Source organism: Paenibacillus sp. GQ49 (genome assembly GCF_059759055.1).
Window position 1 is genome coordinate 301,841 of the sequence record NZ_JCAXEL010000004.1, and the last position, 24,789, is coordinate 326,629.

At 46.3% G+C, this 24,789-nt stretch carries 24 protein-coding genes; 7 read left to right on the top strand and 17 right to left on the bottom strand.

Annotated elements, in window-relative coordinates:
• Window positions 1–83: 83 nt before the first annotated feature.
• The 5 genes from AC6CIF_RS10690 to AC6CIF_RS10710 form a co-directional block, all read right to left on the bottom strand.
• Window positions 84–518 carry a phage tail assembly chaperone gene (locus AC6CIF_RS10690; protein WP_017690174.1) on the bottom strand — a complete coding sequence of 145 codons (435 nt, stop codon included), beginning with the start codon at window positions 516–518 and terminating at the stop codon, window positions 84–86.
• Window positions 519–774: 256 nt separating this feature from the next.
• Complete coding sequence (locus AC6CIF_RS10695; protein WP_124117078.1) at window positions 775–1,182, bottom strand: phage tail tube protein; 408 nt, start codon at window positions 1,180–1,182, stop codon at window positions 775–777.
• 248 nt (window positions 1,183–1,430) lie between these two features.
• Window positions 1,431–2,894, bottom strand: coding sequence for a phage tail sheath subtilisin-like domain-containing protein (locus AC6CIF_RS10700; protein ID WP_498199557.1), 1,464 nt, complete (start codon window positions 2,892–2,894; stop codon window positions 1,431–1,433).
• The gene (locus AC6CIF_RS10705) at window positions 2,894–3,094 is read right to left on the bottom strand and encodes a YqzN/YkzM domain-containing protein (RefSeq protein WP_017690177.1); all 201 of its coding nucleotides are present in this window, start codon (window positions 3,092–3,094) and stop codon (window positions 2,894–2,896) included. The genes AC6CIF_RS10700 and AC6CIF_RS10705 overlap by 1 nt, the downstream gene beginning before the upstream one ends.
• A gap of 400 nt (window positions 3,095–3,494) precedes the next feature.
• Window positions 3,495–4,418: a hypothetical protein gene (locus AC6CIF_RS10710; protein ID WP_498199559.1), complete on the bottom strand. Its 924-nt coding sequence runs from the start codon at window positions 4,416–4,418 to the stop codon at window positions 3,495–3,497.
• A 434-nt stretch (window positions 4,419–4,852) separates the two neighbouring features.
• Here AC6CIF_RS10710 and AC6CIF_RS10715 point away from each other — a divergent pair, with 434 nt between their 5' ends.
• Window positions 4,853–5,197 (top strand): YfjL-like protein, encoded by a 345-nt coding sequence (locus AC6CIF_RS10715; RefSeq protein WP_498199560.1) that lies wholly within the window; start codon window positions 4,853–4,855, stop codon window positions 5,195–5,197.
• A 4-nt stretch (window positions 5,198–5,201) separates the two neighbouring features.
• Here AC6CIF_RS10715 and AC6CIF_RS10720 read toward each other — a convergent pair whose 3' ends face one another.
• Complete coding sequence (locus AC6CIF_RS10720; protein ID WP_498199562.1) at window positions 5,202–7,052, bottom strand: DUF4127 family protein; 1,851 nt, start codon at window positions 7,050–7,052, stop codon at window positions 5,202–5,204.
• Between the two features lie 539 nt (window positions 7,053–7,591).
• Here AC6CIF_RS10720 and AC6CIF_RS10725 point away from each other — a divergent pair.
• A complete protein-coding gene (locus AC6CIF_RS10725) occupies window positions 7,592–8,074 on the top strand; it encodes a hypothetical protein (RefSeq protein WP_498199563.1) in 483 nt (160 codons plus the stop codon).
• A 96-nt stretch (window positions 8,075–8,170) separates the two neighbouring features.
• Here AC6CIF_RS10725 and AC6CIF_RS10730 read toward each other — a convergent pair whose 3' ends face one another.
• The 7 genes from AC6CIF_RS10730 to AC6CIF_RS10760 form a co-directional block, all read right to left on the bottom strand.
• Complete coding sequence (locus tag AC6CIF_RS10730) at window positions 8,171–9,130, bottom strand: hypothetical protein (protein WP_498199564.1); 960 nt, start codon at window positions 9,128–9,130, stop codon at window positions 8,171–8,173.
• 179 nt (window positions 9,131–9,309) lie between these two features.
• A complete protein-coding gene (locus AC6CIF_RS10735) occupies window positions 9,310–9,945 on the bottom strand; it encodes a VOC family protein (RefSeq protein WP_498199565.1) in 636 nt (211 codons plus the stop codon).
• A complete protein-coding gene (locus tag AC6CIF_RS10740; RefSeq protein WP_498199567.1) occupies window positions 9,942–10,400 on the bottom strand; it encodes a VOC family protein in 459 nt (152 codons plus the stop codon). Before AC6CIF_RS10740 ends, AC6CIF_RS10735 begins: the two co-directional genes overlap by 4 nt.
• Before the next feature lie 47 nt (window positions 10,401–10,447).
• The gene (locus AC6CIF_RS10745) at window positions 10,448–11,023 is read right to left on the bottom strand and encodes an NADPH-dependent FMN reductase (RefSeq protein WP_498199568.1); all 576 of its coding nucleotides are present in this window, start codon (window positions 11,021–11,023) and stop codon (window positions 10,448–10,450) included.
• A 188-nt stretch (window positions 11,024–11,211) separates the two neighbouring features.
• Entirely contained in the window at window positions 11,212–11,946 is a 735-nt protein-coding gene (locus AC6CIF_RS10750) for a response regulator (protein WP_498199569.1), read from the bottom strand.
• Window positions 11,947–11,964: 18 nt separating this feature from the next.
• Window positions 11,965–13,632 (bottom strand): GAF domain-containing sensor histidine kinase, encoded by a 1,668-nt coding sequence (locus AC6CIF_RS10755; RefSeq protein ID WP_498199571.1) that lies wholly within the window; start codon window positions 13,630–13,632, stop codon window positions 11,965–11,967.
• Between the two features lie 99 nt (window positions 13,633–13,731).
• Complete coding sequence (locus tag AC6CIF_RS10760; RefSeq protein ID WP_017690187.1) at window positions 13,732–14,214, bottom strand: ArpU family phage packaging/lysis transcriptional regulator; 483 nt, start codon at window positions 14,212–14,214, stop codon at window positions 13,732–13,734.
• Window positions 14,215–15,131: 917 nt separating this feature from the next.
• Between AC6CIF_RS10760 and AC6CIF_RS10765 the strand changes: the two genes are divergently transcribed.
• From AC6CIF_RS10765 to AC6CIF_RS10775, 3 genes are all read left to right on the top strand, one after another.
• Entirely contained in the window at window positions 15,132–15,575 is a 444-nt protein-coding gene (locus tag AC6CIF_RS10765) for a helix-turn-helix domain-containing protein (RefSeq protein WP_082219000.1), read from the top strand.
• Window positions 15,576–15,617: 42 nt separating this feature from the next.
• Window positions 15,618–16,034 carry an ImmA/IrrE family metallo-endopeptidase gene (locus AC6CIF_RS10770; RefSeq protein ID WP_133386683.1) on the top strand — a complete coding sequence of 139 codons (417 nt, stop codon included), beginning with the start codon at window positions 15,618–15,620 and terminating at the stop codon, window positions 16,032–16,034.
• 171 nt (window positions 16,035–16,205) lie between these two features.
• Window positions 16,206–18,005: a 5'-nucleotidase C-terminal domain-containing protein gene (locus tag AC6CIF_RS10775; protein WP_498199573.1), complete on the top strand. Its 1,800-nt coding sequence runs from the start codon at window positions 16,206–16,208 to the stop codon at window positions 18,003–18,005.
• A 792-nt stretch (window positions 18,006–18,797) separates the two neighbouring features.
• On the opposite strand, the gene AC6CIF_RS10780 is transcribed toward AC6CIF_RS10775, so the two are convergent.
• Complete coding sequence (locus AC6CIF_RS10780) at window positions 18,798–20,582, bottom strand: proline--tRNA ligase (protein ID WP_498199697.1); 1,785 nt, start codon at window positions 20,580–20,582, stop codon at window positions 18,798–18,800.
• 487 nt (window positions 20,583–21,069) lie between these two features.
• Between AC6CIF_RS10780 and AC6CIF_RS10785 the strand changes: the two genes are divergently transcribed.
• Window positions 21,070–21,741, top strand: coding sequence for a 3'-5' exonuclease (locus AC6CIF_RS10785; protein WP_017690193.1), 672 nt, complete (start codon window positions 21,070–21,072; stop codon window positions 21,739–21,741).
• Window positions 21,742–21,798: 57 nt separating this feature from the next.
• Here the strand turns inward: AC6CIF_RS10785 and AC6CIF_RS10790 are convergent, their stop codons facing one another.
• The 3 genes from AC6CIF_RS10790 to AC6CIF_RS10800 form a co-directional block, all read right to left on the bottom strand.
• On the bottom strand, window positions 21,799–22,770 hold the full coding sequence (locus AC6CIF_RS10790; protein ID WP_498199575.1) for a helix-turn-helix transcriptional regulator: 972 nt from the start codon (window positions 22,768–22,770) through the stop codon (window positions 21,799–21,801).
• A gap of 150 nt (window positions 22,771–22,920) precedes the next feature.
• A complete protein-coding gene (locus tag AC6CIF_RS10795; protein WP_221819066.1) occupies window positions 22,921–23,625 on the bottom strand; it encodes a hypothetical protein in 705 nt (234 codons plus the stop codon).
• Between the two features lie 207 nt (window positions 23,626–23,832).
• Window positions 23,833–24,000 carry a hypothetical protein gene (locus AC6CIF_RS10800; RefSeq protein WP_179088496.1) on the bottom strand — a complete coding sequence of 56 codons (168 nt, stop codon included), beginning with the start codon at window positions 23,998–24,000 and terminating at the stop codon, window positions 23,833–23,835.
• Between the two features lie 330 nt (window positions 24,001–24,330).
• On the opposite strand from AC6CIF_RS10800, the gene AC6CIF_RS10805 reads away from it, so the two are divergent.
• On the top strand, window positions 24,331–24,786 hold the full coding sequence (locus tag AC6CIF_RS10805; RefSeq protein ID WP_036611459.1) for a hypothetical protein: 456 nt from the start codon (window positions 24,331–24,333) through the stop codon (window positions 24,784–24,786).
• Window positions 24,787–24,789 lie beyond the last annotated feature (3 nt).

The following is a 24,789-nucleotide window of genomic DNA, read 5'->3' on the forward strand; positions in this document are numbered from 1 at the left end:
TGGCAAAGACCAGAACTCTCCGGGCCGGAGATGATGACGCACCCACATGTGATACAGGAACGTGGTCATCCCGCCGGAGTGAATCAGTTTTTTAGGTCTTCAATCTCCACACCGAAGCCGGACAGCTCCAGTACTTTATCACCTACAGCATCCAATTCACCAGCCAGCAACATACGACGTACCGCCTGTTCGCCACCAGATAGCTTCATACGGCCAGTAATACGGGTATCCCCCCAGCCGGACAATTCCAGGCTGCGGACTTTTAATTTCACCGTTGCTTCAGAAATGAGCAGCGCGTTAAACGTTTCGGTATCCACCTTTTCCTCGGTGCGGCCTTTGGTCGTTTTTCGAATCGTACAGCGTTCGCGAATGTGATCCACTTTGGAAGACGTCAGTCCACGCAAGGTCAACAGCAGATCCAGACGCTGAATGCGCACATTCTCCTCGGGCAAACGTTCTGCTGCTTCAAACAACTGATCCAAAATCTGTTCTTCGGACATATTTTCATTCATACTCATCGGGCGTTATCTCCTTCTTGTTCACATTTGGTAATCATAATGTTACACTAGCCACTCCGATGACAGAATAACCTTCCGATCGCTGTTATCCCCAGATTTTTTTGATTCCCCTCTTCAAGGGAAAATCCGGGGATAAAGGCGAACGCTCCGCTTCTTCACGTTATTTCTGTCCTCTCCGTTATCGTGTAGATACTAAATTTGCTTTAAGTAGACAACAAAGAGACCGAGATCATCTCGGCCTCCATTAAAGTCCTTTTTAGTTCGCCACAATCGGATTCAGCAATTCAAATCCTTCAAACGTAAAGCCCGTTTCCTCCGGTACTTCCTCACCCGCTGTCCAGTTGGCAAGCTGAATTTTATCCACCATGCAACCTTTCAGCAATACACTCTCATGTCCATACGATTCAGGGTCGTTCAGCTTGGAAATAATCTCGAATTTGGTGAAGCCGCGCTGGATCATATCCGAAGTGACTTTGTAGCCCGTCATCGTGCCTGTTCCTTTTTTTGCGCCGTTTTTGTGCACCTTCCAGTCGTTACCGACCAGGTTCAACTCACGCTTTTCAATCTCTACACTCGCTTCCAACTTGTTAATGTTTGTCTGCCACACACCATCGATATGCAACTGACCATGGGTACCGAGAATTACTCTTGACGCATCCAACATATATTTTCCTCCTTGGGTTCGTTGAACTAATAAGTATTACACCGTATAACTCCGAAGCCAGAACAATCTTCCGATCGCTGTTATCCCCAGATTTTTTTGATTCCTTTTCATAATAAAGGGAAAATCCGGTGGATAAAGGCGAGCGCTTCGCTTCTTCAGATTTTTTCTGCCCTCTCCGTTATCGTGTAAACCATCAGTTCAACGTATAGTATTTATTCAAGAAAACGCTTCTTTCCTTTCACACAACCTTATTGCACGTAAAATGTACCAAACAACTGCTCCATCACATCCGTCAGCTTTACATTCCATTGCAGGAATACCTGATCTGCTTCCGGTTTGAGAACTGGTGCAGCACCATAATAAGCCGGGTCGAGAATGACATCATAACCGTCAGCTTCAATCACATTGCTCTGCGCGAGCAATGCCAAATAGGCCTTCATGGCACTAATCAGTGCCTGACGACCCTCTTCGGTATTGTTTACTTTACCGATATACGTATCTTCCGCGGAACGTTGCAGATCCGTGTTGATCGCGTCCAACACACGAATGGATCGGATTTTTTTCCACGCATTATTCTGTCCAGCTTCCGGAGTTACAAGTGTATTTACACCGCGAAGTGCTTTCACCTGACGTCCATCATGGAAGAAAATAAATACGCCATTTTGTACCGCCTGCTCCTGTTCTGCGCGCGTCCAGCGACGTGTCACATCATCGAACGGAGTAGCTGCATAGGTTGTGGATTGGTTCAGACGTTGTCCGGCGATCAGTCCTGCAACATAAGCAGACGTTTCCGCCGAGGTGTAGAATGCATCTCCAAGGCGCACGCCTGTACCAACATTAATCACACCTTCATGGTTGAGCGTAAGCGAACGTGCTGCCGCTTTTTGTGCTGCTGTAGCAGAAGTGTCATCCGCTGCGGAACCGCCAAATACAGCCACCACCGGTTTACCTTCACTACGTACACGTTTCACCCATGCCGCAAAACTCGCAAGCAGAGGTGCATCTGCCGCCTGATCCAAAGCCAAGACGTCGAATTGCTCCCCTTCCAGCGCGCCCTGTACAGCAATGTATTCTGCATTGGTCAGGTCATCGTTGCCACTTACGCCACCTTTGAATGCCGCACCCGCAATTGTTGCAACTACACCTGCACCATCGCCAATCGCCTGAGCCGTTACCCAGACATTTTGTTCATCCGCATTAATCTCTTTTGCCAGAGAAGCTGCTGAAATATTCGCAGTCAGGAGCGCATACAACATCCGGTTACCTTCAAAAAGGCGCACTTCATGTTTCGTATTGTCAATCACACCTGGCTGGATGGTGACGTAGAATCCATTTGCACGATCCCCCGGATACTTCGCATCCAGTTGCAGCACATTGGCATCACTGCTGTCCTTCAAAGTAAGCGTAGCGGCTTTGGCGGTAGCACTTGCTACCCGATAAGCGAGTAACTTCTTCGGCCCACCCAACAGGGCGAGCTTCAAAGACGTATAAGCCGTACCGTTGTCCAGCACATTCGCCGCATAGATACGTTCAATCGCCGCTTCGCTCCCTACTTCAACAAAAGTTCCTACCGGTCCCCAGTTGGCCTTAATTGGCACAACGACCGTTCCCCGTGTACCTGCCTGAATGGCTGAGGATGCTGCCGCCTGAAAATTCATATATAAGCCCGGAAGGACCGGACGATTTGTTTGCTCCCAAGTTCCACCTGCCATTATCCCTTCACCTTCGCTTTCATAAATTGGTTAATTCGTTCTTGCGTTTCTTCAATGGAAAACGTCTCTTGCGCCGCTTCGTACAGCGCACCGTACAGTACCTCTGCCTTAACGGCAAAGAGGGCTTCTGCATGATTCATCAGTTCTGCCCTTGTATACCGCGGGGCTGTCTGTTTGCTTTTTTTCACTGAGCTTGCCATTGCCATCTCACCTCATTTGTTGGACTACTAATTTCGTGAAACGATGATCTTTAAGCTTGATCTATGAATTTTTGATCCTATGAACCTATGAATTTGAAGCTATAATGTTGAAGCTACATCTATCATTTCAAAGCTATAATCTGGAACCACTCTTAAAAGTGCATGTTCAAAAAGATCGGTTTTCAGTACCGAGAAGATGGGATGAAGTTAGAAATGGAGTAGCAGAGCGTAGGGAAAACTACGTGAGCAACTACATGTTTCCGAAGGAAACAATCATCGTAAGCATATGCTTATTCGGCTGAATTCCATATTCGATGCTGATGATGCCGTTAGGCATCCTTTGTAATCAAAAGCGGGCTTTTTGAACAACCTCTAATAGAAAGTTCCTCTGGACTAACGTTTACTCCATCCCTTTGCTATGGTAAATCTCACGGATCAAAGGTACATTTGTACCCGGACGACGAATCCGCTGTTGCAACGTCAGGTGAATCTGTCCGTTCAGATAGGCATCTGCCTGTAAATCTGCTGTGACTTCATCCACTGTGATATATCGCGTGTTACCTTCGTGCTCTTCGCCACCCGTTTCAGTGACGGCAAGACGAGATTGCACTGCAAGTTGCTCTACCAACCGAGTAACGGTCTGGCGTGTTAGCACCGAATGATCGGTGAGCACATGCCCAATCCACTGTTGTCGAACCTCCAATGCTGAAGTCCCCGCCACAGACGTGCTGCATCCAGCCAATCGCCATAACACAGACGGCATCTCATATCCTCCGGGCCAGGCATCCCCATATACCGACCAGTTAGAGCCAAGCTCCTGCAGTGTCCAGCCTTGAAGCGCAGCTAACCACGCGTCCTCTGTTTCAACGAGAGCAGTTCCCGAGTCTTCGGGAACATACACTCCGAATCGCAGACTGCGTGTAAGCATTCCAGACCCTGCATCCACCCGGTCACTATCTGAAGAACCCAAATAGATGCAAGCGAAGGCCTCACTTGCTTCATCCACCAGTCTTACCTGGTGTAACCCTTCAATTAGAAGGGCTGACCAAGATTCCACTTGTTCAGCGCCACCATCTTCCGGACGAGCGTATGGTGAGATTTTAATAATCCTTCGATATCCCGCCCAAGCAGACTTCGGCACCTCTTCGGCAAACGCAACGACTGCACAAGGCCCAGCCAACACTTCGCCTGGCCCAGGTACATCCAGCACACGACCGTCCCAATCTGGAACAAGTACCGCGAGCTTCTGTTTCAGCGTTTTTTTAATGAGCTTACTCATTTTACCGGTGCTCATGACAGTACTAATTTCATTTCTCATAGACACATTCATTTCGCCCCCTTTGGCTGCAAGTTTGAGATCTGCCCACACCATGCAGCGACAATGCAGCAGCAGTAGACTCCCCCTTTTAACTCAGAGTCTGTATTGCTATCGAACCAGTACCGGGACTACATTCACCGCATCAAAAAGACCGGCCACCTGGCCGGTCTGTACATTAGCGTATGTGCTTTCGGTGCGTCCCTTGTTATTGATCCGATAATACAATCTTACACCCTTTCATTCCTAGCGCGGATGGTGTTCCGTACGACTTAGGTGCGATTAAGGGCGTCGTTCGGGTGGAAAAAAGACGATTCTGGAATCATCATCTTAAAGAATATATAAGCAAGCTTTAAGTTCAAAAAATTGATAAATTTATCCAAATATATTAATATTTCATTATCTAATTCATTGTGGCTTACGTAAAAGAAGGAGAAATAACTATGAGTAAAACATTCAAGATCACTTCACTTGTCATCTTAGCATTTATACTCGAGATATCCTGCTGGGCTTACTTCGGACTGCTTGGTAATCCGCTCAAGAAAAATGATGCTGAACAACAGGTAACCACTTACCTACTTGAACAGAAAGGTTACTCACCCGAACAGCTTATCGAAGTACAAGGTACCTACTCTTCAAAAAGCTCTGAAGCACCTTACGGTGCCTCCGTAACATTCGCGGATGAACTCGAAGCGAAGTATCAATATATCATTTTTAACAATGGCGAAATTAAGCAGTACAGTCATACCAGTGATGATCCCAAACATGAGGAGCCCATGGTGAGATAACCGTTTAGTTCAGCGTAACCTGCGGGTTCAACGTAATCTCAAATGCACGGCCCCAGATGAAATCAGGATTCGTATATTCCAGCAGCGCATTGCTATACGTCGCATAGGACAATTCGTCATTACAGATCTGCTTAATCGCCACATTGCCTGTCTGGAAGGCTGTTTTATTCGCAAGCGCCGTGGTATAAGTCTGCATCAAATCACGGAGCAATGTTTGCAAATGGGCATAGTCTTCCTCTGAGTTGAACAGCAACATATTTTGATCCGAAAGGGTAGCCACGTTGGTATACAGCGCATGAGCTCGGGAATACGTGCGAATCTCTGCAATCGCTACCGCTTTGTAGTAGTAATCCTTCAGGAAACGCTTAAACAACAGCGAGCCATGCGCATTCATAGCATCTCGCAACTTATGCTCATGCTTCTCTGTTGTGATCAATGCGTACCTCGACTGCCCCATACCTACAGCAATACCGATCTTGTTACCTGGCGTATTCCATGCACTATAACCGAGAACCCGTCCGGTATATGGACTGTTGAGCAATGCTTCAGCAACATCAACATTGGCTGGTCCTTTACCCACAAAATCAATCAATACCGAAGGCAGACCTTGCTCACTATTCAGCGTCAATTGCTCCAACGCAGCCTGCACCTGATCCAGAGCCGTAATGGCGATAATCTCAATGTCGATGCCCGTGTTCTCCCCGGAATTACCTGGGTGACCCTTCGTCATACGATCCAGTTCGGAGGTCATGTCAAACGGGACAACTTGATCGGCTGCTACAGCCACTAGCTGTTCATTTTCCAAGCCAGCACCCGCATCCGTCACCACCTCCGGTTCAGGATATGCCGAATCCGCTACAAGCACACCACCTACAATATCCACATGACGAACCACATTCTCGTGTACATCCATGTATTCATACGTGTTAATGATGGTATTGCCGTGAGGACCAAAATATTTCACTCCATAACGTGTCCTCGCCCCGCCTCGGAACAACTGGTTCGCCATGCGAGCAACCAAAGCGTGCCCCAGACCATCCGCATCAGGTAAGACGATAGCACGATCCGGATTTTGTCCATTGGTTCCACCCAGCCATTCATTGATCCGCGCTTCTACATATTTGATTTCATTGATCTGAACACCCTGCGTGTTAGCATCGTCGACTCCAACTGCGAGGAAATCGATATAACCTGTGCGAGCCAGCTGATCCAGAATGTATAGATTTGTTTTGAATTTATGCTGTCTTGTATTGTAATACTGTTCTTTATCAAAATAGGTCGTTGTCCCATATTCCACTCCATCCGGGGACAGGTTATAACCTTCGATAATATCCTCAAACTCAGTGTATGTCTGACGTGGCTGCTGCATCAACGCACGGGACTCATTATATGCATCAAGCGCCAAGCCATCTGCAAACGAGGTCGTAGCCAAACGCATGATGGTATCCATTACAAATACGGGTTTGCGTGGATATTTCTGCTTGATCACGCGAATCACATCCAGCAACCTCGTCGTCTCATCATCGTACTCAGGATAGGTGCCTCCTCCATCTTCGCGGAGCTGACGACTGCCAATCAGACCGCCATAGGCGAGCATATCGGATGAGATAATGAATCCGTCGACCTTGGCAGCATGTTTCAGAATAAAGTCGTGAATCTTGGAAGGTTTGCCATAAACCGGCGTGGAGGTGCCGAGCAGCGTTGTTCCATCTACGGTTTTCTCCGAGTCCAGACGATTCTTAATATCACTCAGGTTCGGTGTAACGATATGGATACCGGCTGCTTTCCCTTGCACAATCACATCATCCAGATTCGCTGGACGATCATCCAGTGGAACATACAATACTGTTTTCATATCACGTAGCCTCCTGTTATCTATATAAGTTGAACTACAGAATATTTACACTTGCCACTTCGATGACAGAACAACCTTCCGATCGCTGTTATCCCCAGATTTTCTTGATCCACTTATATAAAGGTAGAAATCCGTGGATAAAGGCGCACGCTCCGCTTCTTCAGGTTATTTCTGTCCTCTTCGTTCTCGTGTAAATCGTTAGTTCAACTTATATATCTAGTCTTTAATACCCGATCAGGGCAAGGATGCAATCACCGAATTAAAAAACCGGCTCCATGGCCGGTCCGTACTTTAGCGTATGAGCTGTCGGTGTGTCTTCCTTGCTGCTGATCCGATAATACCATTTTACCGCCTTTTCCCACTCGCGCTGACGGTAATCCGTACGGATAAAGTCTATTTGCTGACGCCTTCACAGCGGTTAAAAGTCGGTTTCTTGCGAGAAACTCCTACCGGATAATCCAACCAAACCATTCCTGATGATGTTTATATGATATAAGCAGCTTTTCCAATCCTATGTACAATAAAGGATGGGTATGATCATGAAAAAAAGGCATTTCTTCTATCTTTGGATTGCTGTGACCAGTTATATGGCGGGTCCCTCTATGTATGCTTTAACAATGTACATCTTATATCAGGAAACAGATGTTGTAACAACATCTCTCATTGGATGGACCGCGGCAACATTCTTATCCGTTGGTATCCTGTTCATCCTGATCACAGTCATCATGCTACGAGTGTTCAACATCTATTATTTCTGGCTGCAAACCCTGCTCTTCGAGTTGTTTTTCCTTGCCCTCGTCTATATGACCACTGTTCTTCTTGGGGCTGGCAACAGGGGACTGCCCAAGCTGTCCTTTCTATTTACGCCCGAAGGCATCTCCTTATGGATGTTCTGGGGGAGTATTGCACTTATGAGTTCCTGGGGAATATGGGCAGCGCGTCAGCCCGTACAAAAATCACCATACATGCTGGTATCCAGAGTCATGCTGATCCTTTTTATCCTTGAAATTTGGCCCCGTTAAAAAGGTACAGGTTGCCCACAATTCGGTAAACCCAGAATAATGCCTACAAGGGGTGTCCGTCATGACGGACACCCCTTCTGAAATGTATGTTTTATCTCACGCGATGATATAACGAAAGTTCTCCCATGTTTCAGGTACGGGCTCCCCGTTCTTGGCATGATGATAGAAGCTGAACGGGAATTTGAATATATGACCTCCGTTCCAGTCACGGGAACGTCTGTCGGTGAGCCAGTATTCCAGTTCATGAGGGAGCGCCACTGATCGTTCCGCTCGTTCCAGTGGCAGCAGGTCTACGGGTGATTGCAATGTCGGCATCTCCTGTTCAATATCCACATCTCGGCTTAAGCGTAGTGCCTTCACCATGGTAAGGAAAGGCGGAATGCCTTTGTGGAATAATGCCGGATAACCCAATTCATATAATATGTTAAGCGCATGTCCATAGGTCAGCATATGACCAATCAGATCATGATGCGCTTCCGCGTGATATATGGTCTGGAACGCACCAAGCTCATCCAGAATCAGACGTGACAACTGAACTGGATCTTCGATCTCAGGAAAACCGTCGCTTTTTTCCGGCTTCAGACTGCGAATTTCTTTCAGCGTTGTGTTCATCCAAGATCTTCCCGGGATGGTTCGATCGAATGAATCGATCAGTTCAACCAGCCGACCAATGTCCTCCGCAGTGCCCCATCCATCCAGTTCGCGAATAGCTTTCAGACTGATTGCCCCGTAGATGGCCTGGTGTCCAACCCAGTGCAGCTCTCCAATCGTTCGATCCAATGCGTCCGTAATACGCGCTTCGGCATCTTCCCTAGGCATCATCTCACCAATCGGAGAGGTCTGACCAGGGCTGATTCCATGCTGGCGAAGCATGGCTTTTGCTTCGGCGGTAACACTGCCGGCGGCAAGGGCAGTGAGACGATTTTCCCGTACCCAAAAATATGCCGCAATCGCACCCGCCCCATAATGGGCGTGCCACAGATCTCCTGTACGTTCCCGACTGGAAACGATAATCGATAGTCCCTCTTCCAACAAACGTCGATCCAAGCTTGCCACCACCCTTCATCATATGTAAGTCCATCAGAGAAACTATATAAGTTGAACTAAGATCTGTCCTCTCATTTATCGTGTAAATTTAGTTCAACTTATATATCCTAATTAATAAATAAAGCGTTTACTTCTATAACATGATGGAAATGCTCCACATATGCCCGTTTTGCCCCGGAATGCAAAGTTTAGCCAATTCGAAGCTTGCCCACGCCATGGATGGATACTTCCAGCGGATAGATCTGTGCTTTTTGCGTAGAGAAAAACCATGTTCGATCCTTCTTCACCACAATAAATAAACCATGTACATCTCCTACAGGAGCAAAGGTATCACTAACCTCACCCCATCGCGTGAGTCCAATCTGCTGAAGCTCATTCACCACAGACAAAACATCATCCGTCACCAGGCCAATCTCACACACCTGTAATATATCTTCAGTGGAGAAGTCATGGTCACTCTCGTTCTGAATACGATGATGAGCAATCAGCTCAATAATATTGCCTGCTGGATCTTCAAAGTAGAGAGAATGAGAGTTCCAGTTAGTAGAGTACGTTTCATCCCGATCTCCTTCTCTGCTTAAAACAACACGTGATGCAGCCCACTGCTTCGCTTGCTTGAACCGATTCGTCGGAATCGACCAGGCCACATGATAAAAGGGCTCATGATCTGTTTCACACGGTTTGAAAATCATCTTTGTCCCTCCAACCTCCAGGTTGAAAGCCTGATCTGTCGCATTGGACACCTCCATTCCCAACGTATCACGATAAAAATGCTTGAGGTCCTCCAGCCGTGTTGTATATAACTGTAATTCTTCAATCCTCATACGGTCTTCTCCTGCATCTCCTCCCACTGACTCCACGGCACCATGCCAAGTTCAGGCTTCGCTTCATCCGGGAGCATAGCAATGAATTCAAGCGAATGACCATCCGGATCGTTAAAATATACAGATACCGCAGGCATCCAGCCGAAGACGTACAGTTCACCGATATCATCATTCAGGAAGTTCTGTGTCTTGATTCCTTTGTTCTCCAAGTGAGCCACCGCATGTTTCATATCCTCCAGAGATACATGAAAAGCAAAGTGCTGACGTTTCACCTCGGAAGGTTCCTTTTGCCACAATCCCAGCATGGCATTGCCTTTTCCACCAATCCAGTAGAAAGAGTTCCCACGTTCTTTCTGCCCGTAGGCATGAGGTAAACCAAGGACCGTTTCATAGAAATGATGGGATTTCTCCAGATCCGTCACGTTCAAATGTGTTTCAAATATGCCTGTAATCATAATGCTCAACCTCTTTTCCTTTTCCGATTTTTCATCTTCCTTGGTTCTCAACTCATGGTAGAATTCCGCGCATTCGTTAACGTCTGGGCCAGATTTAAAAACGATCCAATAACCCGCTGCACCCGGTCCTCTATATCCTGACTGCCTTCGTACTCTTCATATCCGTCAAATGTCACTTCGAATCGTCTTCGCTGCGCACCACCAATCGAAATCCACTCTTGGGCATTAATGCCATGCAGATTGCGGACAATCGCTTGCAGTTGTAAAAGCGAACTTACCCCCACCGCTCCGCCAGAAGAGCTGATGGACAGGACGGGCTTGCCGCTGAAATGAGCCTGACTCAGGTGATCCAGTGCATTTTTGAGCACACCGCTAATACTGCCGTGATACTCTGGTGTAGACAGGATGATTGCATCAGCCGCGAGCATACGTGTATTCAGGTCTGCCAGATGTTCATGATCCGCTTGTTTTTCATCTGGTGCGTAGAATGGAAGTGGCGTCTGATACAGATCAAACAGGCTGGCCTGATGTCCCTGATTGCGAATAATCTCCACAGCATACTCTCCCAGACGTGTACTGGTTGCATTGTTCCGATTGCTGCCTGCCAAAATAACGATATTCATCAAAGTCACTCTCCTTGGATTTTTTATAATTCAAACTCTCATGTTTCAACCGATCTGTTATTTCTATTCTTATCTTACCTTTCTTTTGCATCCAAATCGTCAGCAGATAGACTTAACTTGAAATACCAAAAAACTCAACCTTTAGGTTGAGTTTATACGACTTAAGTATGAACATATGTCGGAATTGGTCAGACGACCCAGCCATTTCTTACGGCATGAAGAGCTGCTTGTGTCCGATCCGCCAGCCCCAGTTTGTCGAGCAGATGACTGACATGGGTTTTGACCGTTTTTTCGGTGATGACCAATTGAACCGCAATTTCCTTGTTACTCAATCCTTGAGCAATCAGCCCCAAAACCTCTTGTTCACGGCGAGTGAGCCTATCCAGACCACCTAGGGATGCTTCAGTGGATTTCTTCGTCTGCTTAAGCTCTTGGAATTGACCGTCTGCTGATCGATCTGTCGGTATATGCTGTGGTTGCTGTTCATTTATAGACCAATCGGATGAAGCCATCACATGCATCAATTGACCTGCTGCGGCAGGATGCAATTCCACCTGACCTGCATGCACATTGCGAATGGCTACAGCCAGATCCTCCGGTTCAATATCCTTGAGCAGATATCCTTTAACTCCTGCGCGAACAGCAGGAACGACATGATCCTGATCCGAAAACGAGGTGAGCACAATGATTCGCGTTGCTGGCAATAACGTGCGCAGCCTTCTGGCTGTTTCAATTCCGTCCATGACCGGCATATGCAGATCCATTAGTACCACGTCAGGTTTTAACGCTTCCGCCTGAGCCAGTGCTTCCTGTCCGTTCGATGCTTCGCCCACAACCTTCATGTCTTGCTGTGTCGTCAAAAAAACGTGCAGCCCCCGTCTCACCATCGCATGATCATCTGCGAGCAAAATCGTAATCGGCATCTCTTCTTCCCCCTGACTTTATACAGATTCGAACGGAAGTGGAATGACTGCCGTTATTGTCGTTCCCTTGAGGGAATAACTCACTATTTCTAAGTTGCCCCCGAGCGATTGAGCCCGTTCCTTCATAATGGACAGGCCAAGGGAGCTTCCAGACGACGCTTTTGGCCTGTTCGCACCACCTTTTCCCTGATCTGTGACGGTGAACACCACTTCATGATTACTTAACTTGAGGGTGACCTCAGCAGAAGGAACATCCGCGTGTTTCCGTACATTATTCAGCGCTTCCTGTCCGATTCGCCACAATGCTTCTTCTATATTACGTGGTAAAGACCGCATTCCCGTCCGATTCATCACCACTTGAAGACCCTGGCTGGTGCCATATTCCTGTAGCGCATGGAGCAGCCCTGCTTCCAGCCCCGCGGGACGGAGCTGCATAATCAATGCGCGCATTTCCTTGAGAGCCTCCTGAGACAAAGCCCGAATATCCTTCATCGCTTCCGCTGCCGGGTGCAACTGCTCGGAGCCGGATAACATACTTTCCGCGCCTTTAGCCGTTAACGATAGTGAAAATAAAATCTGATTAACCGAATCATGCAGATCGCGAGCCAACCGGTTTCTCTCTTCCATTCGTGCAAGTTCGCGGCGATTCTCCGCCAGCTTCAGACTCTCCCATGAGGCAGCGATATGTTCGGCCAATGCCTCCAACACTTCACGGTCCGCCTGTGCAGGACCTGATGTTCCTATTCCGATCACCAGAATTCCCGTTTCCCCTGGCGTATGGTACGGAAGGGGAGCAGCAATTCCCGAGGCAATGGAATTCATAGTCTGGTCAGGCTTGCACAAGGTAAGTATCTCAGCGATCTGTGTCCCAGACAGAGATGTTACACGATGACTATTGATTACATGGTTCATATGGCTTGCCACTTCTGAAGATAACGGAGCACTTGATAACGTTCGAACCTTATCATCTGCATAGGCTGCCTGCAAAACGAACATTCCATTTTTCTGCTGAATAATGGTAGCAAAAGGCCAATCATAATGCTGCCCAAGCAGCTGTACAACTTTTAAAGAAAAAGCCTCAGAATTGCTGCATTCGTTCACTGCAAGACCCAAAGCCGTGCTGAACTCCCCCAGCTTGGCATACAGATCAGCTCGTCGCTGCTCCGCGCGATACAATCTCATCCGTTCTACCGCACTCCCAATCTGGTACGCCACACCCTGTAACAGTGCAAGTTCACTGTCGCTGAAATGTTCCTTGGCTGGCGCAGCCACATTGAGCAGACCGAGCATCTTTTCACCTGACCTTAACGGGACGGTTGCATGATGGGTAATATCATGGGTATCTCCCCATTGGAATTCCACCGCATCCTCCAGACGTTTACAGTTAATGATGTTGACTGCATGATTGAGCTGACCATCCTTAAAGCGGTTCACACACCAGCAGGTACCCGTTCGCATGGGCTCTTTATTTTTACGCAGTAATGCCGGGGGCAGATTGTAATCCGAAACACAGGTATATTCTCCACGTTCATTAATCAGAAACATCCAGCCTGCCGTTAATCCGGTCAACTCCAGTAATTTGCCGACCACGGTATCCAGCATTAAGTTCAGATCATTGGACGTATTGAGCGTTTCTGCGATTGTCTTCAACGTGACCATTTCCTGCATTCCGACTTCTTCCGACATGGCAGACTTCTCTCCTTTGGCGATACCAACTGTGGTTTGTTCAACTATTGTAACCAATCCACCTTGGATATTAAAGGATCAACTTCTTCAATCGCTCACTCAGCCCAGCTTCTGTCGCTCTTTGCGGGACACAGACAAAGGCTCCATATTAATCAGACCTCGATCTGACAGAGCCAGTGCCATTTTGTAGAAAGCACGTGTACGAATCTTCGTATACGTATCCTTGCTGACAGGTGGATCAAACACATGGTTATACACTTTATAGTCAAACACATCATCGTCTTTCAGATATCGTTCACAGACGAGTACACGTTCCTTTTCACTCAGCCGGGACACAACAAAATCAATCGTATCGCAGTATGCCTGACGTGCGCGTTGCACGTCCACATTGTAGATTGCCGTTCTCGCCGTGGAATCCCCCGTCACATTGGTTGCACCGTGGAAACGCTCGGCATAACTTGCCGTCACCATAACCTCTCTTTCTTCAAATGCAATGGTTTTATAGATTCGGTATTTTTCCAGCGCAGCTTCAACAGCTGTTTGCGTTTTGCGTCGGTCCAATTCGGGCAGCATCAATTCCATATTTATCTTCCTCCTTCAGTATTCGCTATAGAATGAAAGTCTAGTAGCTTCGCATATTCACTCTGATGATAGAACAAGCTTCCGATGCAGCTTTCTTTCAGAAAACTTTCAACTCCGCTTCTTCAGGTTATTTCTATCCTCTACGTTTCCGTTCAACTATACAGTTAAACATGCAACCATCTCATCTCCCGCACTTCTTCTCATTAATCAATTAAGTCACTCTATCGTTCACATGATATTGCTTTGCCATCGTTTTTTGAACGATAGCAAAAGACTCTTATTCATAGAGTTGTCCAGTTCTCCAAAAAAGTAACGACAATTCTTCAATTTTCCTCTGTTGCCTTTTGGAATCAATCCAAATCACTATATTTCGCAGAATTCCATTGTTCGGAAGGTACTCCTCCAAACTCTAACCTGTATCAAGTTTACATTTTGTTCGTATACTGTTCGTGTTTCTATTTGAGGATACCACTTTCTGGAGATCAGAGTAAACCTCCATTTTGGTTCGTTTTGACGATAAAATAAAACCTTCGCTCTCATTTCCTATGCCTTTTGGCATAATTGTTTCATATCTCTTTACCTAATGGTATATATACGTTATAGTACTGTTTAATTAATGAACTTCCGTATAAGTCATTTGATTTTTATAAAGAAGCCACTGAGATTTTTAGGGATGGGACTTAGGTGTGTATCACGCGCATACGCAGTGAAGGAGACGGAATCGATTCTGAAGAAGCGAAGCGTTCGCCTTTATCCCCGGATTTCTCCCTTTAGAGAGGGAAATAGGAAATCTGGGGATAACAGCGATCAAAAGAACGATCCGAATCCGAAACGGGCATTGAACGCACACCTACCTCCCCCATCCAACTGTCTTCTTTATAACTCAAGCACTTGTACGAATCGAAGGAGTTGGCATAATTGTGGAGCACGCTTTTGGTCCTTATATGAAACAACTGCGCGAGCAACAGGGATACAGCATCAATCAGCTCGCCGAAGCAGCCGGAATAAGCAACTCACAGATTTCACGTATTGAGAACGGGGTCCGGGGTGTACCGAAACCAGCCACCATCCGCAAGATTTCAGATGCACTCTCGGTGCCCTATACAGAGATGATGAAGCAGGCTGGTTATATTGAACCAGGGAGTGCTGCTGAACTTCAGGACGTACCGGAATGGGCTACATACAAAGACCGTCGTGATTTCAAAAAGATGCTTGAGGACGATGATGATCTGATGTTTGACGGCATTCCACTCGATGAAGAGGACAAGAAACGAATCAAGGATGTGCTGACAGGTCTGTTCTGGGAAGCCAAACAGATGAACAAACGCAAAAAGACAGACGAATCGGACAATCGCCCATGAGGCATGACCCACTGAATTTAATGAGGCAGCAGGTGAGATCATATGGATGACATCGTAACAAAGCTGATTCGAAAACACCGGACCAACTGCCCTTTCAGCATTGCCCGCGCGGTTGGAATACAGATTCGTTTCACCAATTTGGGGAAGTCCACCAAGGGACTGTACTTTCGCAAGCTCCGGCGCAGGTTTATCGTCATACACAATGATTTGCCGCCGGAATGGCAGCGGTTCGTGTGCGCACATGAGCTTGGTCATGATCGGCTTCATAAAGGAATCAATCGATTCTTTCTGGAGGAACATTCCTATTTTGCTCCAGGCAAGCTGGAAAGACAGGCCAATCGTTTTGCCATTCAATTGCTAACCTCCGGAGTGATGCCTGAACCGGAAGAATCTTTGGAGAAATTTTGTTTACGTACCGGACTGCCGCGTGAAGCGCAGCATTTTTTTTACACTCTTTAAGAACATATGTTCTCTACGAAGATTATATTATCCAATAGCAGATTTACATGTCACTTTCAGGTTACCTATTTTTACGTAATTCGCGAGATTTCCTAATAATAGTCTGTTAAAATACTACGTGAGCTGTGTAAACGCTCAAGTAGATTATTAATTGGGGAGGTTTCGGTTCATATGAAAATCTGGAAGAATTACGTTTCACTTCTGCTAACGGTCTGTTTGCTGTTTGGCAGTGTAGGTATTGCCGCGGCTGCAACGGATACTACTCCGGGCACAGGCAAACACATTACCATTCTACATACGAATGATACGCATGCCCGTGCAGTTGAATCTTCACCTGCTATGGGTTTTGCCAAAGTAGCTGGAATCGCTGATAAATATCGTAGCGAAAACCCGAACACACTCCTGCTTGATGCTGGAGATGCTGTACATGGTACAACTTTTGCCACTCTAGTGAATGGTGAGAGCATCGTGAAAGTCATGAATGAAATGGGCTACCAAGCTATCGTACCGGGTAACCATGAGTTCAACTATGGCTCGGATCGCCTGATCGAACTGGCCGAAATGATGAATTTCCCAATGATTAGTGCCAACGTGAAGAAAAAAGACGGAACTCGTCTCTTCGATCCTTACCTGATTGAAGAAATTGATGGTGTAAAGGTTGGAATCATTGCCCTGTCCACACCTGAAACGATGTACAAAACGAATCCGAAAAACGTAGAAGGTCTAGATATTACAGACCCATCTGCAGAGGCTAAAGTTCTGGTGAACGAGATCCGCAGCAAAGTAGATGTTGTTGTGGTATTGGGACACCTTGGACAAGATGCGTCCAGCACAGATACTAGTTTAAAAGTCGTTAAAGAAGTTCCTGGCATCGATGTATTCATTGATGGTCACAGCCACACAATACTGCAGGATGGCCTTGTATCCGATAACGGAACATTGATTGCAAGTGCAGGAGAATACACTAACTACGTCGGTGTCGTCGATTTGTGGGTAGATGGTGGTAAAGTAACGAAGAAACAAGCAACATTAATTGATGAAACTGAAACAAAAGACATCAAACCAAATGAGAAAGTCGCAGCTCTCGTGAACTCCATTCAAAAAGAACAAGAGCCTATTCTGAAAGAAGAAGTAGCCAATACAGCCATTCTGTTGGATGGTAAACGTGAACAGGTACGTGCAGGTGAAACCAACCTGGGTGACCTGCTTGCAGATGCAATTCGTGATGTAAGCAATGCCGATATTGCCCTGACTAACGGTGGTGGTATCCGTGCTTCCATTGAAAAGGGTATCGTAACCAAAGGTGATGTTATCACAGTGCTTCCTTTTGGTAATCAAGTGGTAACCCTTGAGGTGAAAGGGTCTGATATTCTGGCAGCCCTTGAAGTTGGTGTAGCTTCCTACCCGGAACCAAGCGGTGGATTCCCGCAAGTATCTGGAATCAAGTTCAAAATTGACACTTCCGCTGCAGAAGGTAGCCGTGTACATTCCGTAACCGTGGGAGATAAAGCCCTTGATCCGGAAGCAACATACACGCTGGCAACCAATGATTTCACAGCTGTTGGCGGTGACGAGTACACCATGTTCACCAAATATGCTACAACAGGTATGTACGGCGCATTGGATGAAGCATTGATCAATTACATGCAGAAGCTTGGGGCTGTAGACATCAAAACAGATGGTCGAATCAGTGAAGCGAAAAAAACAGCAGTAGAGCCGGAAACCCCGGTAACAGAAACACCAGCTCCAACCAAGCCAAAACCAGAAACACCAAAACCGGAAAAACCGTCTAAACCAACACCAAGCAAACCAGCTCCAGCCAAACTGCATGTTGTGAAATCCGGAGATTCCCTGTACTCTATCTCCAAACAATACGGCACAACTTGGCAGGCATTGCAGAAGCTGAACAATATCAAAAATCCACACTGGATTTATCCAGGTCAACAATTGAAATTGCCTGCCGCTTCTTAAGCTCAGCAAAGCAAAGTGCATATAGGCATGATCGCTTATATGGCGCAACAACATAACGAATCAATCTTGTCATAACCAAAAGGGTGTCCCCAAAGCCAGATTACTGGTTAAGGGGACACCCTTTTGTATCTCCGTTCTTAAACATCCATCCACATCAGACACTTCAACATTTCCTGTGGACATATCCTGCTGATCCTGACAATCATCTGAGGCAAAAATAAATCCCAGCCAGGCCTTTACGGACCAACTTTATCATGTACCTTCAACACTGAACTATATAAAAACTCTCCGGAATTACCGTGTTCATGCGGTTTTGTATATTTAATTTCGACATCTCTATCTTCTCAAAATTGCATACTTGCACATAGATCCACCTGAGTATGATCATCTTCAAATCCTTAATCATAAAACCATTTGTGTACTAAATACATAGATCCAAATATAGTTATTTCGTATGATATCACTCATAAAATCCTGCCAAATTGCATGCCTATAGCCCTCTTTTTCATGCTCACATTGGAATTTCAGCAATCAAAATCAGCTACCGCATCATATTCGGTACTATTATATGAACTCATATAATTAACGAATCCCCTTGATCTATATAAGTTGAACTAAAGATATGTCCACACGGACACTCCGATGACAGAATAACCTTCCAATCGCTGTTATCCCTAGATTTTTTTGATTCCCTTTGCTGAAGGGAAAAATCCGGAGATAAAGGCGAACGCTTCGCTTTTTCAGTTTTTTTCTGTCCTCTCCGTTTCTGTGTATATGATTAGTTCAACTTATCTAGGAAGTGAGCTGTTCTTTCACATAAAGCACAGCCTCCTGTGCCGTCATCCCCATTCGTTTCGACTCGCCTGATGCTGCAAGTGCGTGTGATCCCAGTTCGACCTGTGCTTCTGCTGCTCCTCGGCCAATAACGATCTGCACAGGCAATCCGATCAGCTCTGCATCCTTGAATTTCACACCTGGACGTTCATCCCGGTCATCAACCAGTACAGAGTAACCGCCATCGATCAATTGTTGTTCCAGTTCAAGAGTAAGCTGGCGTTGCTGCTCATCCTTCCAACTTACTGTAATCAGATGCACATCATAAGGCGCAACAGCCGCAGGCCATCTTATGCCTTCATCTCCTGCATACTGTTCGGCTATCGCAGCCATCAGGCGGGATACGCCAATGCCGTAACATCCCATGACTGGCACACACTGGCGACCGTTACGATCCAGGAAGGAAGCACCCATGGCATCACTATATTTCGTTCCCAATTTGAAAATATGTCCAACCTCAATACCTTTAGTAAACACAAGTGGTGATCCACATGTTGGACAAGTATCCCCTTCCGCAGCAAAGCGAATTCGTTCAACTCGCTCCAATGCAAAATCAACCCCTGGGCGTACGCCGGAAACATGCACATCCACTTCATTGGCTCCTGTAATTGCACTCTTCATCACTGCCACGTCAGCGTCCACCACCATCGGCAGATTTAGTCCAATCGGACCCAGGAATCCTACCTTCAGATTTGGATGTGCCGCAATGGCTGCATCGTCTGCAAGGATCAGTTCCTCTGCCCCCAACACCTGTTTCAATGCGATGTCATTTAATTCATGATCTCCACGCACAAGCGCAGCGACGAGCTGACCATCCGCCACATAAAGCAGCGTTTTGATCATATGTTCAGCACCTTTGCCCACAAAAGTGGTTAACTCTGCGATCGTACGAACGCCAGGCGTCGAGATGCGTACTACGTTTTCCGCTCCTGAATGTTCATCCGTTTGAAGCGCGGAGTCTGCACTCGCAGAATTGGCTGGAACTTCCAAGTTTCCTTCTTTTTTCTCAATATCCCCAGAAGTCTGATAATCCGCTTTCTCCAGATTCGCAGCATATCCACAATGTTTGCAGGTTACAATTGTGTCCTCACCCACATCAGCAAGAGCCATGAACTCATGTGTTTCCCCTTGACCGCCAATCGTTCCCGCGTCCGCCTCAACACGGATATAGTCCAGACCACAACGCTCCAGAATGCGACTATACGCCGTGTTCATCGCCTGATAAGTACGATCAAGCTCTTCCCAGTCCGAAGCAAAAGAGTACGCATCCTTCATGATGAACTCACGTCCACGCAGCAATCCAAATCGAGGACGGCGCTCATCCCGGAACTTGGTTCCGATCTGGTACAGGGTGAATGGCAGCTTACGATACGAACTCACCTCGTCCCGCGCTAAAGCGGTTACGACTTCCTCATGTGTTGGTCCAAGAGCAAATTCCCGTGCATGACGATCCTTCAGACGCATCAATTCGGGACCATACTGTGTGTATCTTCCGGATTCTTCCCACAACTCCGCAGGCTGCATAATCGGCAGCAACACTTCCTGACATCCCGCACGATCCATCTCTTCACGAACGATCCGTTCAACATTTAACAATATACGCCGTCCAAGGGGCAGGTAACTGTAAATCCCCGCAGCAAGTTGGCGAATCATACCGGAACGCAGTAACCAGCGATGTCCCGCTGCATCTGCCTCCGCTGGCGCTTCACGTAATGTTGGGACAAGCATTTCACTTTGACGCATCATAACACACTCCTAATCTTCCTTTTTGTTATTAAATACGGCTTATAAACAGCAAAAAGACACATCCGTCAAGGGACGAATGTGTCGTGGTACCACCCTTATTTAACTGCAAATTAATCCGTTCGCAACCTATGCGATCTGTAGCATGCAGTCCTACGGGGCATAACGGGCCCTGCCGGCGGAGATTGCAACCCTGTCTGGGCATTCTCTTCCGCAGCTCGCGAGGTAGGAATTTATGAAGCAGCTACAGGAACCTTGCACCACACTGTTCCCTCTCTGTTGAAGCTGGCTTGCACAATCATGTCCTCGTTATGACGCTGTTATCATTTTTGACCACATTAGTTCATTTACAAGTAATTGTCAACCATACCACGTTAACATAAAGTACAATGAATTCTCTAGCGATGGCTGACATGGCCGCACGTTCCCTGTAATATAGAGAAATAGAAATCTATCACAGGTATTAATCGATAAAGGAGCTTGTCCTATGCCATATATCATATATGATCTTGAATTCACGGTAAGCCGCAATACTCGCTATTCTTCTGAAATTATTGATATCGGTGCCGTCAAAGTTACGGAAAGTGCCGATGGATTGGTCGTAACGGATACGTTCCATACGTATGTTCGTCCTTCCAACAAGTCCGTGCTGTCCACTGACACGATTCAATTTACAGGTATCACGCAGAAAGATATTGATGCAGCCCCCCTTTTTCCGGCAGCACTGAATCAATTCATTGCCTGGATGGGAAGTGACCCCTATTACATGTGTTCCTGGGGACCCGATGACCGCAGCAAACTGATCTCTCATTGTCGCACCCATCAACTTGATGTGGCCTGGATCACCAATCATAACGATCTCCAGCAACAATGGTCCCGCACCGTCCGCAAAGAAGGCAAATTCCGTCAACTCGGACTCGCTCAGGCTCTTGAGATCTGCGGAATTGAATTTGATGGTACCCAGCACCGTGCCTTGGATGATGCCATCAATACAGCCAAGGTGTTTATGCATCAATTTGACCGATTCACTCTGGAAAACAACTGTGCAGCCGATGATGAGGGCATTACATCCAAGGTTGTCTATTCCAGCTCCACAGAAGATGAAGAGAAAGAATCACCTTTTGGCAATCTGGCAAGCCTTTTCAAAACCAAAGAGTAACTGTCCAAAGCACAGTACTTAATCGTGTTTTGCCTTAGAATGGATGGCATTCTAATCTCAACTTTTATTGTACATTTGTTGCCAATCATTCAGACGTTCTTTCATCTTGATGCGGCAGATCTCCGGTTCGAGGATTTCCGCATCAGGTCCATATTTAGAAATCCATACGAGAAATTCGTCAACATCACTTAATATGGCTTCAAATAACAGGCTACCTTCCGGTTCAATGGTTAGGATCGGTCGCATAAAAAATTGCTCCTGCATCACACGCTCCACAGCATGGGGGGCAAATCGAATTTTGAACGCTGTCCACTCCGTACTTCCCTCGTATGCCCAAGGAATGCGGAAATGCGATTGTATGAGATGATCCTCTTTGCGAAACGTGCGTGGCAATATTCGTATCCTCTGCAGCCGACTTACCTGAAAGATTCGAAGTTTCTCCGACAGGTGACAATATGCTAACAGCTCAAATCTGTACTCGCGAGGGATAAGACAGTAAGGATCTATGCGTACGATCCCTTTTTTACCTTGAGACAGATATTCCCCTTCAATGGTGTTCTGTGAAATGCCAGCATGAAGCAAGGGAATTAGAGATTGATTCTGTGGATCATTTCTCTCATTTTGCCATGCAGGCAACCCCAGTTTAAACAAGCTACTAATATGCTCCGACCATTCCACTCGTTCTGTTTTGTTTTTCTGACTCGCAGCAACCACTTTCTCATAAGCGCTCTCAAAAGCAGGTTTCAGCAAAGGACGAATATTCTCCATAACTTCAGCAAGATGCATGAAAGCTTGGGCTTCTTCATCAGACCAATTTAGCGGATACATAGCAAACTGGCTGATAAACATGTACCCTTGCCCGTGTCCCATATTGGCGATCGGGATATGCATTGCACTGAGGGCCTCCATGTCGCGGTATATCGTCCTTTCCGTCGTCTCGCATCGCTCGGCAAGCTCACGTGCCAGAATACCCGGCTTGGCCTGTACCAGCGTTATAATGCGCATTAATCGGATTAGTCGGTCTGTCATTTTGCCGGACCCTCCACGATGTTGTTTCAATAAATTTGATACAACTCCATCCATTGTTTAATATGATATTGATACATACATTCGACCTTCTCCTAAACTTCACCTTCAAATATGTAGACTCACTCTAACCGTTACCATTTGAAATCAACCCTATTCCCCTAGTATCTTTTTTTCACGATCATGATATCCTGTTGTAAATGTGATCTCGTAGTGATAACGCAGCTTTTCGACGATCTCGGCTTCCGCGTAATAGTCCAGATCCTGTTTCCGTGCAGCTTCAATTAACAATGCATCTGCATGACGACGCAACATATTGTTTCCCTCTTGAACCCGTCCTCTTTCGTAAGCGCGCAGGGCTTGTTTGATCAAGGGCACCGTTTCACTTAATTTGATCGTTTTCTCCACCTTGGGATCTTCGGGCTGTCGCAACATGCCCAGATGACTGGTGTACTGAATATACAACTGTTCTCTTCGTAACAATACACGTTGACTCTGTTTCAACTTCCTTGTGCTCCAATAGGCTGAACATACGGCAGCTTTTCCTGATGCACGGGGTCCCATGACGAATTCAAGCAAAATTTGCTTGCTTTCCCCCTTGTACATATCGCCAAGCCTCAGTACCCAGCCAATATCCGTTTCTTTGGAACGACATCCATAGATACCTTTTAGCTGTACTCCATATTCCGGTTTGAGCAAAAGTTCCAAATCTCTTGATACAATTTTGGGTGCTATTTTCCTAAGTCTTTTGGCAGGGGCACCGTTACGCCACTCTACCATCATATATACGGGGTCGGCTCCCCCTGTCGGTATGGCCTCTTTATTCCACGAATAAGATACTTCAAAGACTGAGTTCACTGGTAGTCTCTCCCCCGATTTATATGTATTATCTTCTAAGTTATCAGGGTGAATGGACACTATATTGTCACGGAACACATGTTCTCATTAAATTTTTCCAATATATTAGTTTTATCTCCCTAAATCCGTCTCAATACGACAATAAACGACGAAAAAGCCTGGCGCTATGCCAAGCTTTTCAATCACTTATCTATGACAAGTCCCAAATTAAACAGTAGGATGATCGATTCCCATTTTGTGTAAATATTGTGTACTATCTGCTTCGGTTACCGGAGCATAGGTGACACTGTCAATGACCAGCTTACGTCCTACTGGCTCTCCATTAACAGTGATCATGATTGTTTTGGTTGATGTGTTCTGATCTGTTGTGTACATATCTTTCTACTCCTTCATGTTCACGATCTTATATTCAATCGGATATATTGGCATCGTTCATTAAATTGCGCATTTGTGAATAGCATGCACCCGGAACTGAAGTAAAAGATCTGTAAAACGGTCCGGTGTGCTTGCCTATCGTTCTATTACCCCACAGAACTGTAAGTTAAACAGCCGTGTTCCTAAATCATTTTAAATATTTCGGGTAATAAAACGATATCATCTTGAACCCATCGTCCCGGTTTTGACGTATAATGTAAGAGCCGTATTTCAACAATAGACGACGAATTCGGCGATTGATCTATCTAACCGAAGAAAGAGGTGTTAACGATGCCAAAATCCATTCAGGGTTATTTCATTCGGGTGTTATTCACCACATGCATTCTATTTACCGTTTCGATCGCTTCGACAGTAAGTGCAGCCAGTGCCAATATTTTCACGGATATATATAGCGGATGGGAGCGAGTCTCCGAATTGCCCGGAGAAGTGAACGCTCTGCAGGAAAGTTATAAGCAAACGATGGAGCAATTAAATCAAACGTCTGCTCAGTTGGGACAAGCCCAGGCCAATGTCGAAGCATTTAAGACCCAGAACGAACAACTACTGGCTCAGAACCAGAAACTCACTGAAATGGTAAGTAAATTACAGGACGACCAGAATGCCAAAGCAGCTACCACCAAACGAATTCAGACGACGATCATCACTGTCGTTTCTCTCATATTGGGTTACTTTGTTCTGATTCGTGTGATGCGCTGGGGAATGCGTCGCCGTTCGGGCCGAGTATAAAAG

Coding starts and splice junctions, on each gene's coding strand:
- AC6CIF_RS10690 (WP_017690174.1), bottom strand. CDS start 518: ATGAGTATGAATGAAAATATGTCCGAAGAACAGATTTTGGATCAGTTG.
- AC6CIF_RS10695 (WP_124117078.1), bottom strand. CDS start 1,182: ATGTTGGATGCGTCAAGAGTAATTCTCGGTACCCATGGTCAGTTGCAT.
- AC6CIF_RS10700 (WP_498199557.1), bottom strand. CDS start 2,894: ATGGCAGGTGGAACTTGGGAGCAAACAAATCGTCCGGTCCTTCCGGGC.
- AC6CIF_RS10705 (WP_017690177.1), bottom strand. CDS start 3,094: ATGGCAAGCTCAGTGAAAAAAAGCAAACAGACAGCCCCGCGGTATACA.
- AC6CIF_RS10715 (WP_498199560.1), top strand. CDS start 4,853: ATGAGTAAAACATTCAAGATCACTTCACTTGTCATCTTAGCATTTATA.
- AC6CIF_RS10720 (WP_498199562.1), bottom strand. CDS start 7,052: ATGAAAACAGTATTGTATGTTCCACTGGATGATCGTCCAGCGAATCTG.
- AC6CIF_RS10725 (WP_498199563.1), top strand. CDS start 7,592: ATGAAAAAAAGGCATTTCTTCTATCTTTGGATTGCTGTGACCAGTTAT.
- AC6CIF_RS10735 (WP_498199565.1), bottom strand. CDS start 9,945: ATGAGGATTGAAGAATTACAGTTATATACAACACGGCTGGAGGACCTC.
- AC6CIF_RS10740 (WP_498199567.1), bottom strand. CDS start 10,400: ATGATTACAGGCATATTTGAAACACATTTGAACGTGACGGATCTGGAG.
- AC6CIF_RS10745 (WP_498199568.1), bottom strand. CDS start 11,023: ATGAATATCGTTATTTTGGCAGGCAGCAATCGGAACAATGCAACCAGT.
- AC6CIF_RS10750 (WP_498199569.1), bottom strand. CDS start 11,946: ATGCCGATTACGATTTTGCTCGCAGATGATCATGCGATGGTGAGACGG.
- AC6CIF_RS10755 (WP_498199571.1), bottom strand. CDS start 13,632: ATGTCGGAAGAAGTCGGAATGCAGGAAATGGTCACGTTGAAGACAATC.
- AC6CIF_RS10760 (WP_017690187.1), bottom strand. CDS start 14,214: ATGGAATTGATGCTGCCCGAATTGGACCGACGCAAAACGCAAACAGCT.
- AC6CIF_RS10770 (WP_133386683.1), top strand. CDS start 15,618: ATGGATGACATCGTAACAAAGCTGATTCGAAAACACCGGACCAACTGC.
- AC6CIF_RS10775 (WP_498199573.1), top strand. CDS start 16,206: ATGAAAATCTGGAAGAATTACGTTTCACTTCTGCTAACGGTCTGTTTG.
- AC6CIF_RS10780 (WP_498199697.1), bottom strand. CDS start 20,582: ATGCGTCAAAGTGAAATGCTTGTCCCAACATTACGTGAAGCGCCAGCG.
- AC6CIF_RS10785 (WP_017690193.1), top strand. CDS start 21,070: ATGCCATATATCATATATGATCTTGAATTCACGGTAAGCCGCAATACT.
- AC6CIF_RS10790 (WP_498199575.1), bottom strand. CDS start 22,770: ATGACAGACCGACTAATCCGATTAATGCGCATTATAACGCTGGTACAG.
- AC6CIF_RS10800 (WP_179088496.1), bottom strand. CDS start 24,000: ATGTACACAACAGATCAGAACACATCAACCAAAACAATCATGATCACT.
- AC6CIF_RS10805 (WP_036611459.1), top strand. CDS start 24,331: ATGCCAAAATCCATTCAGGGTTATTTCATTCGGGTGTTATTCACCACA.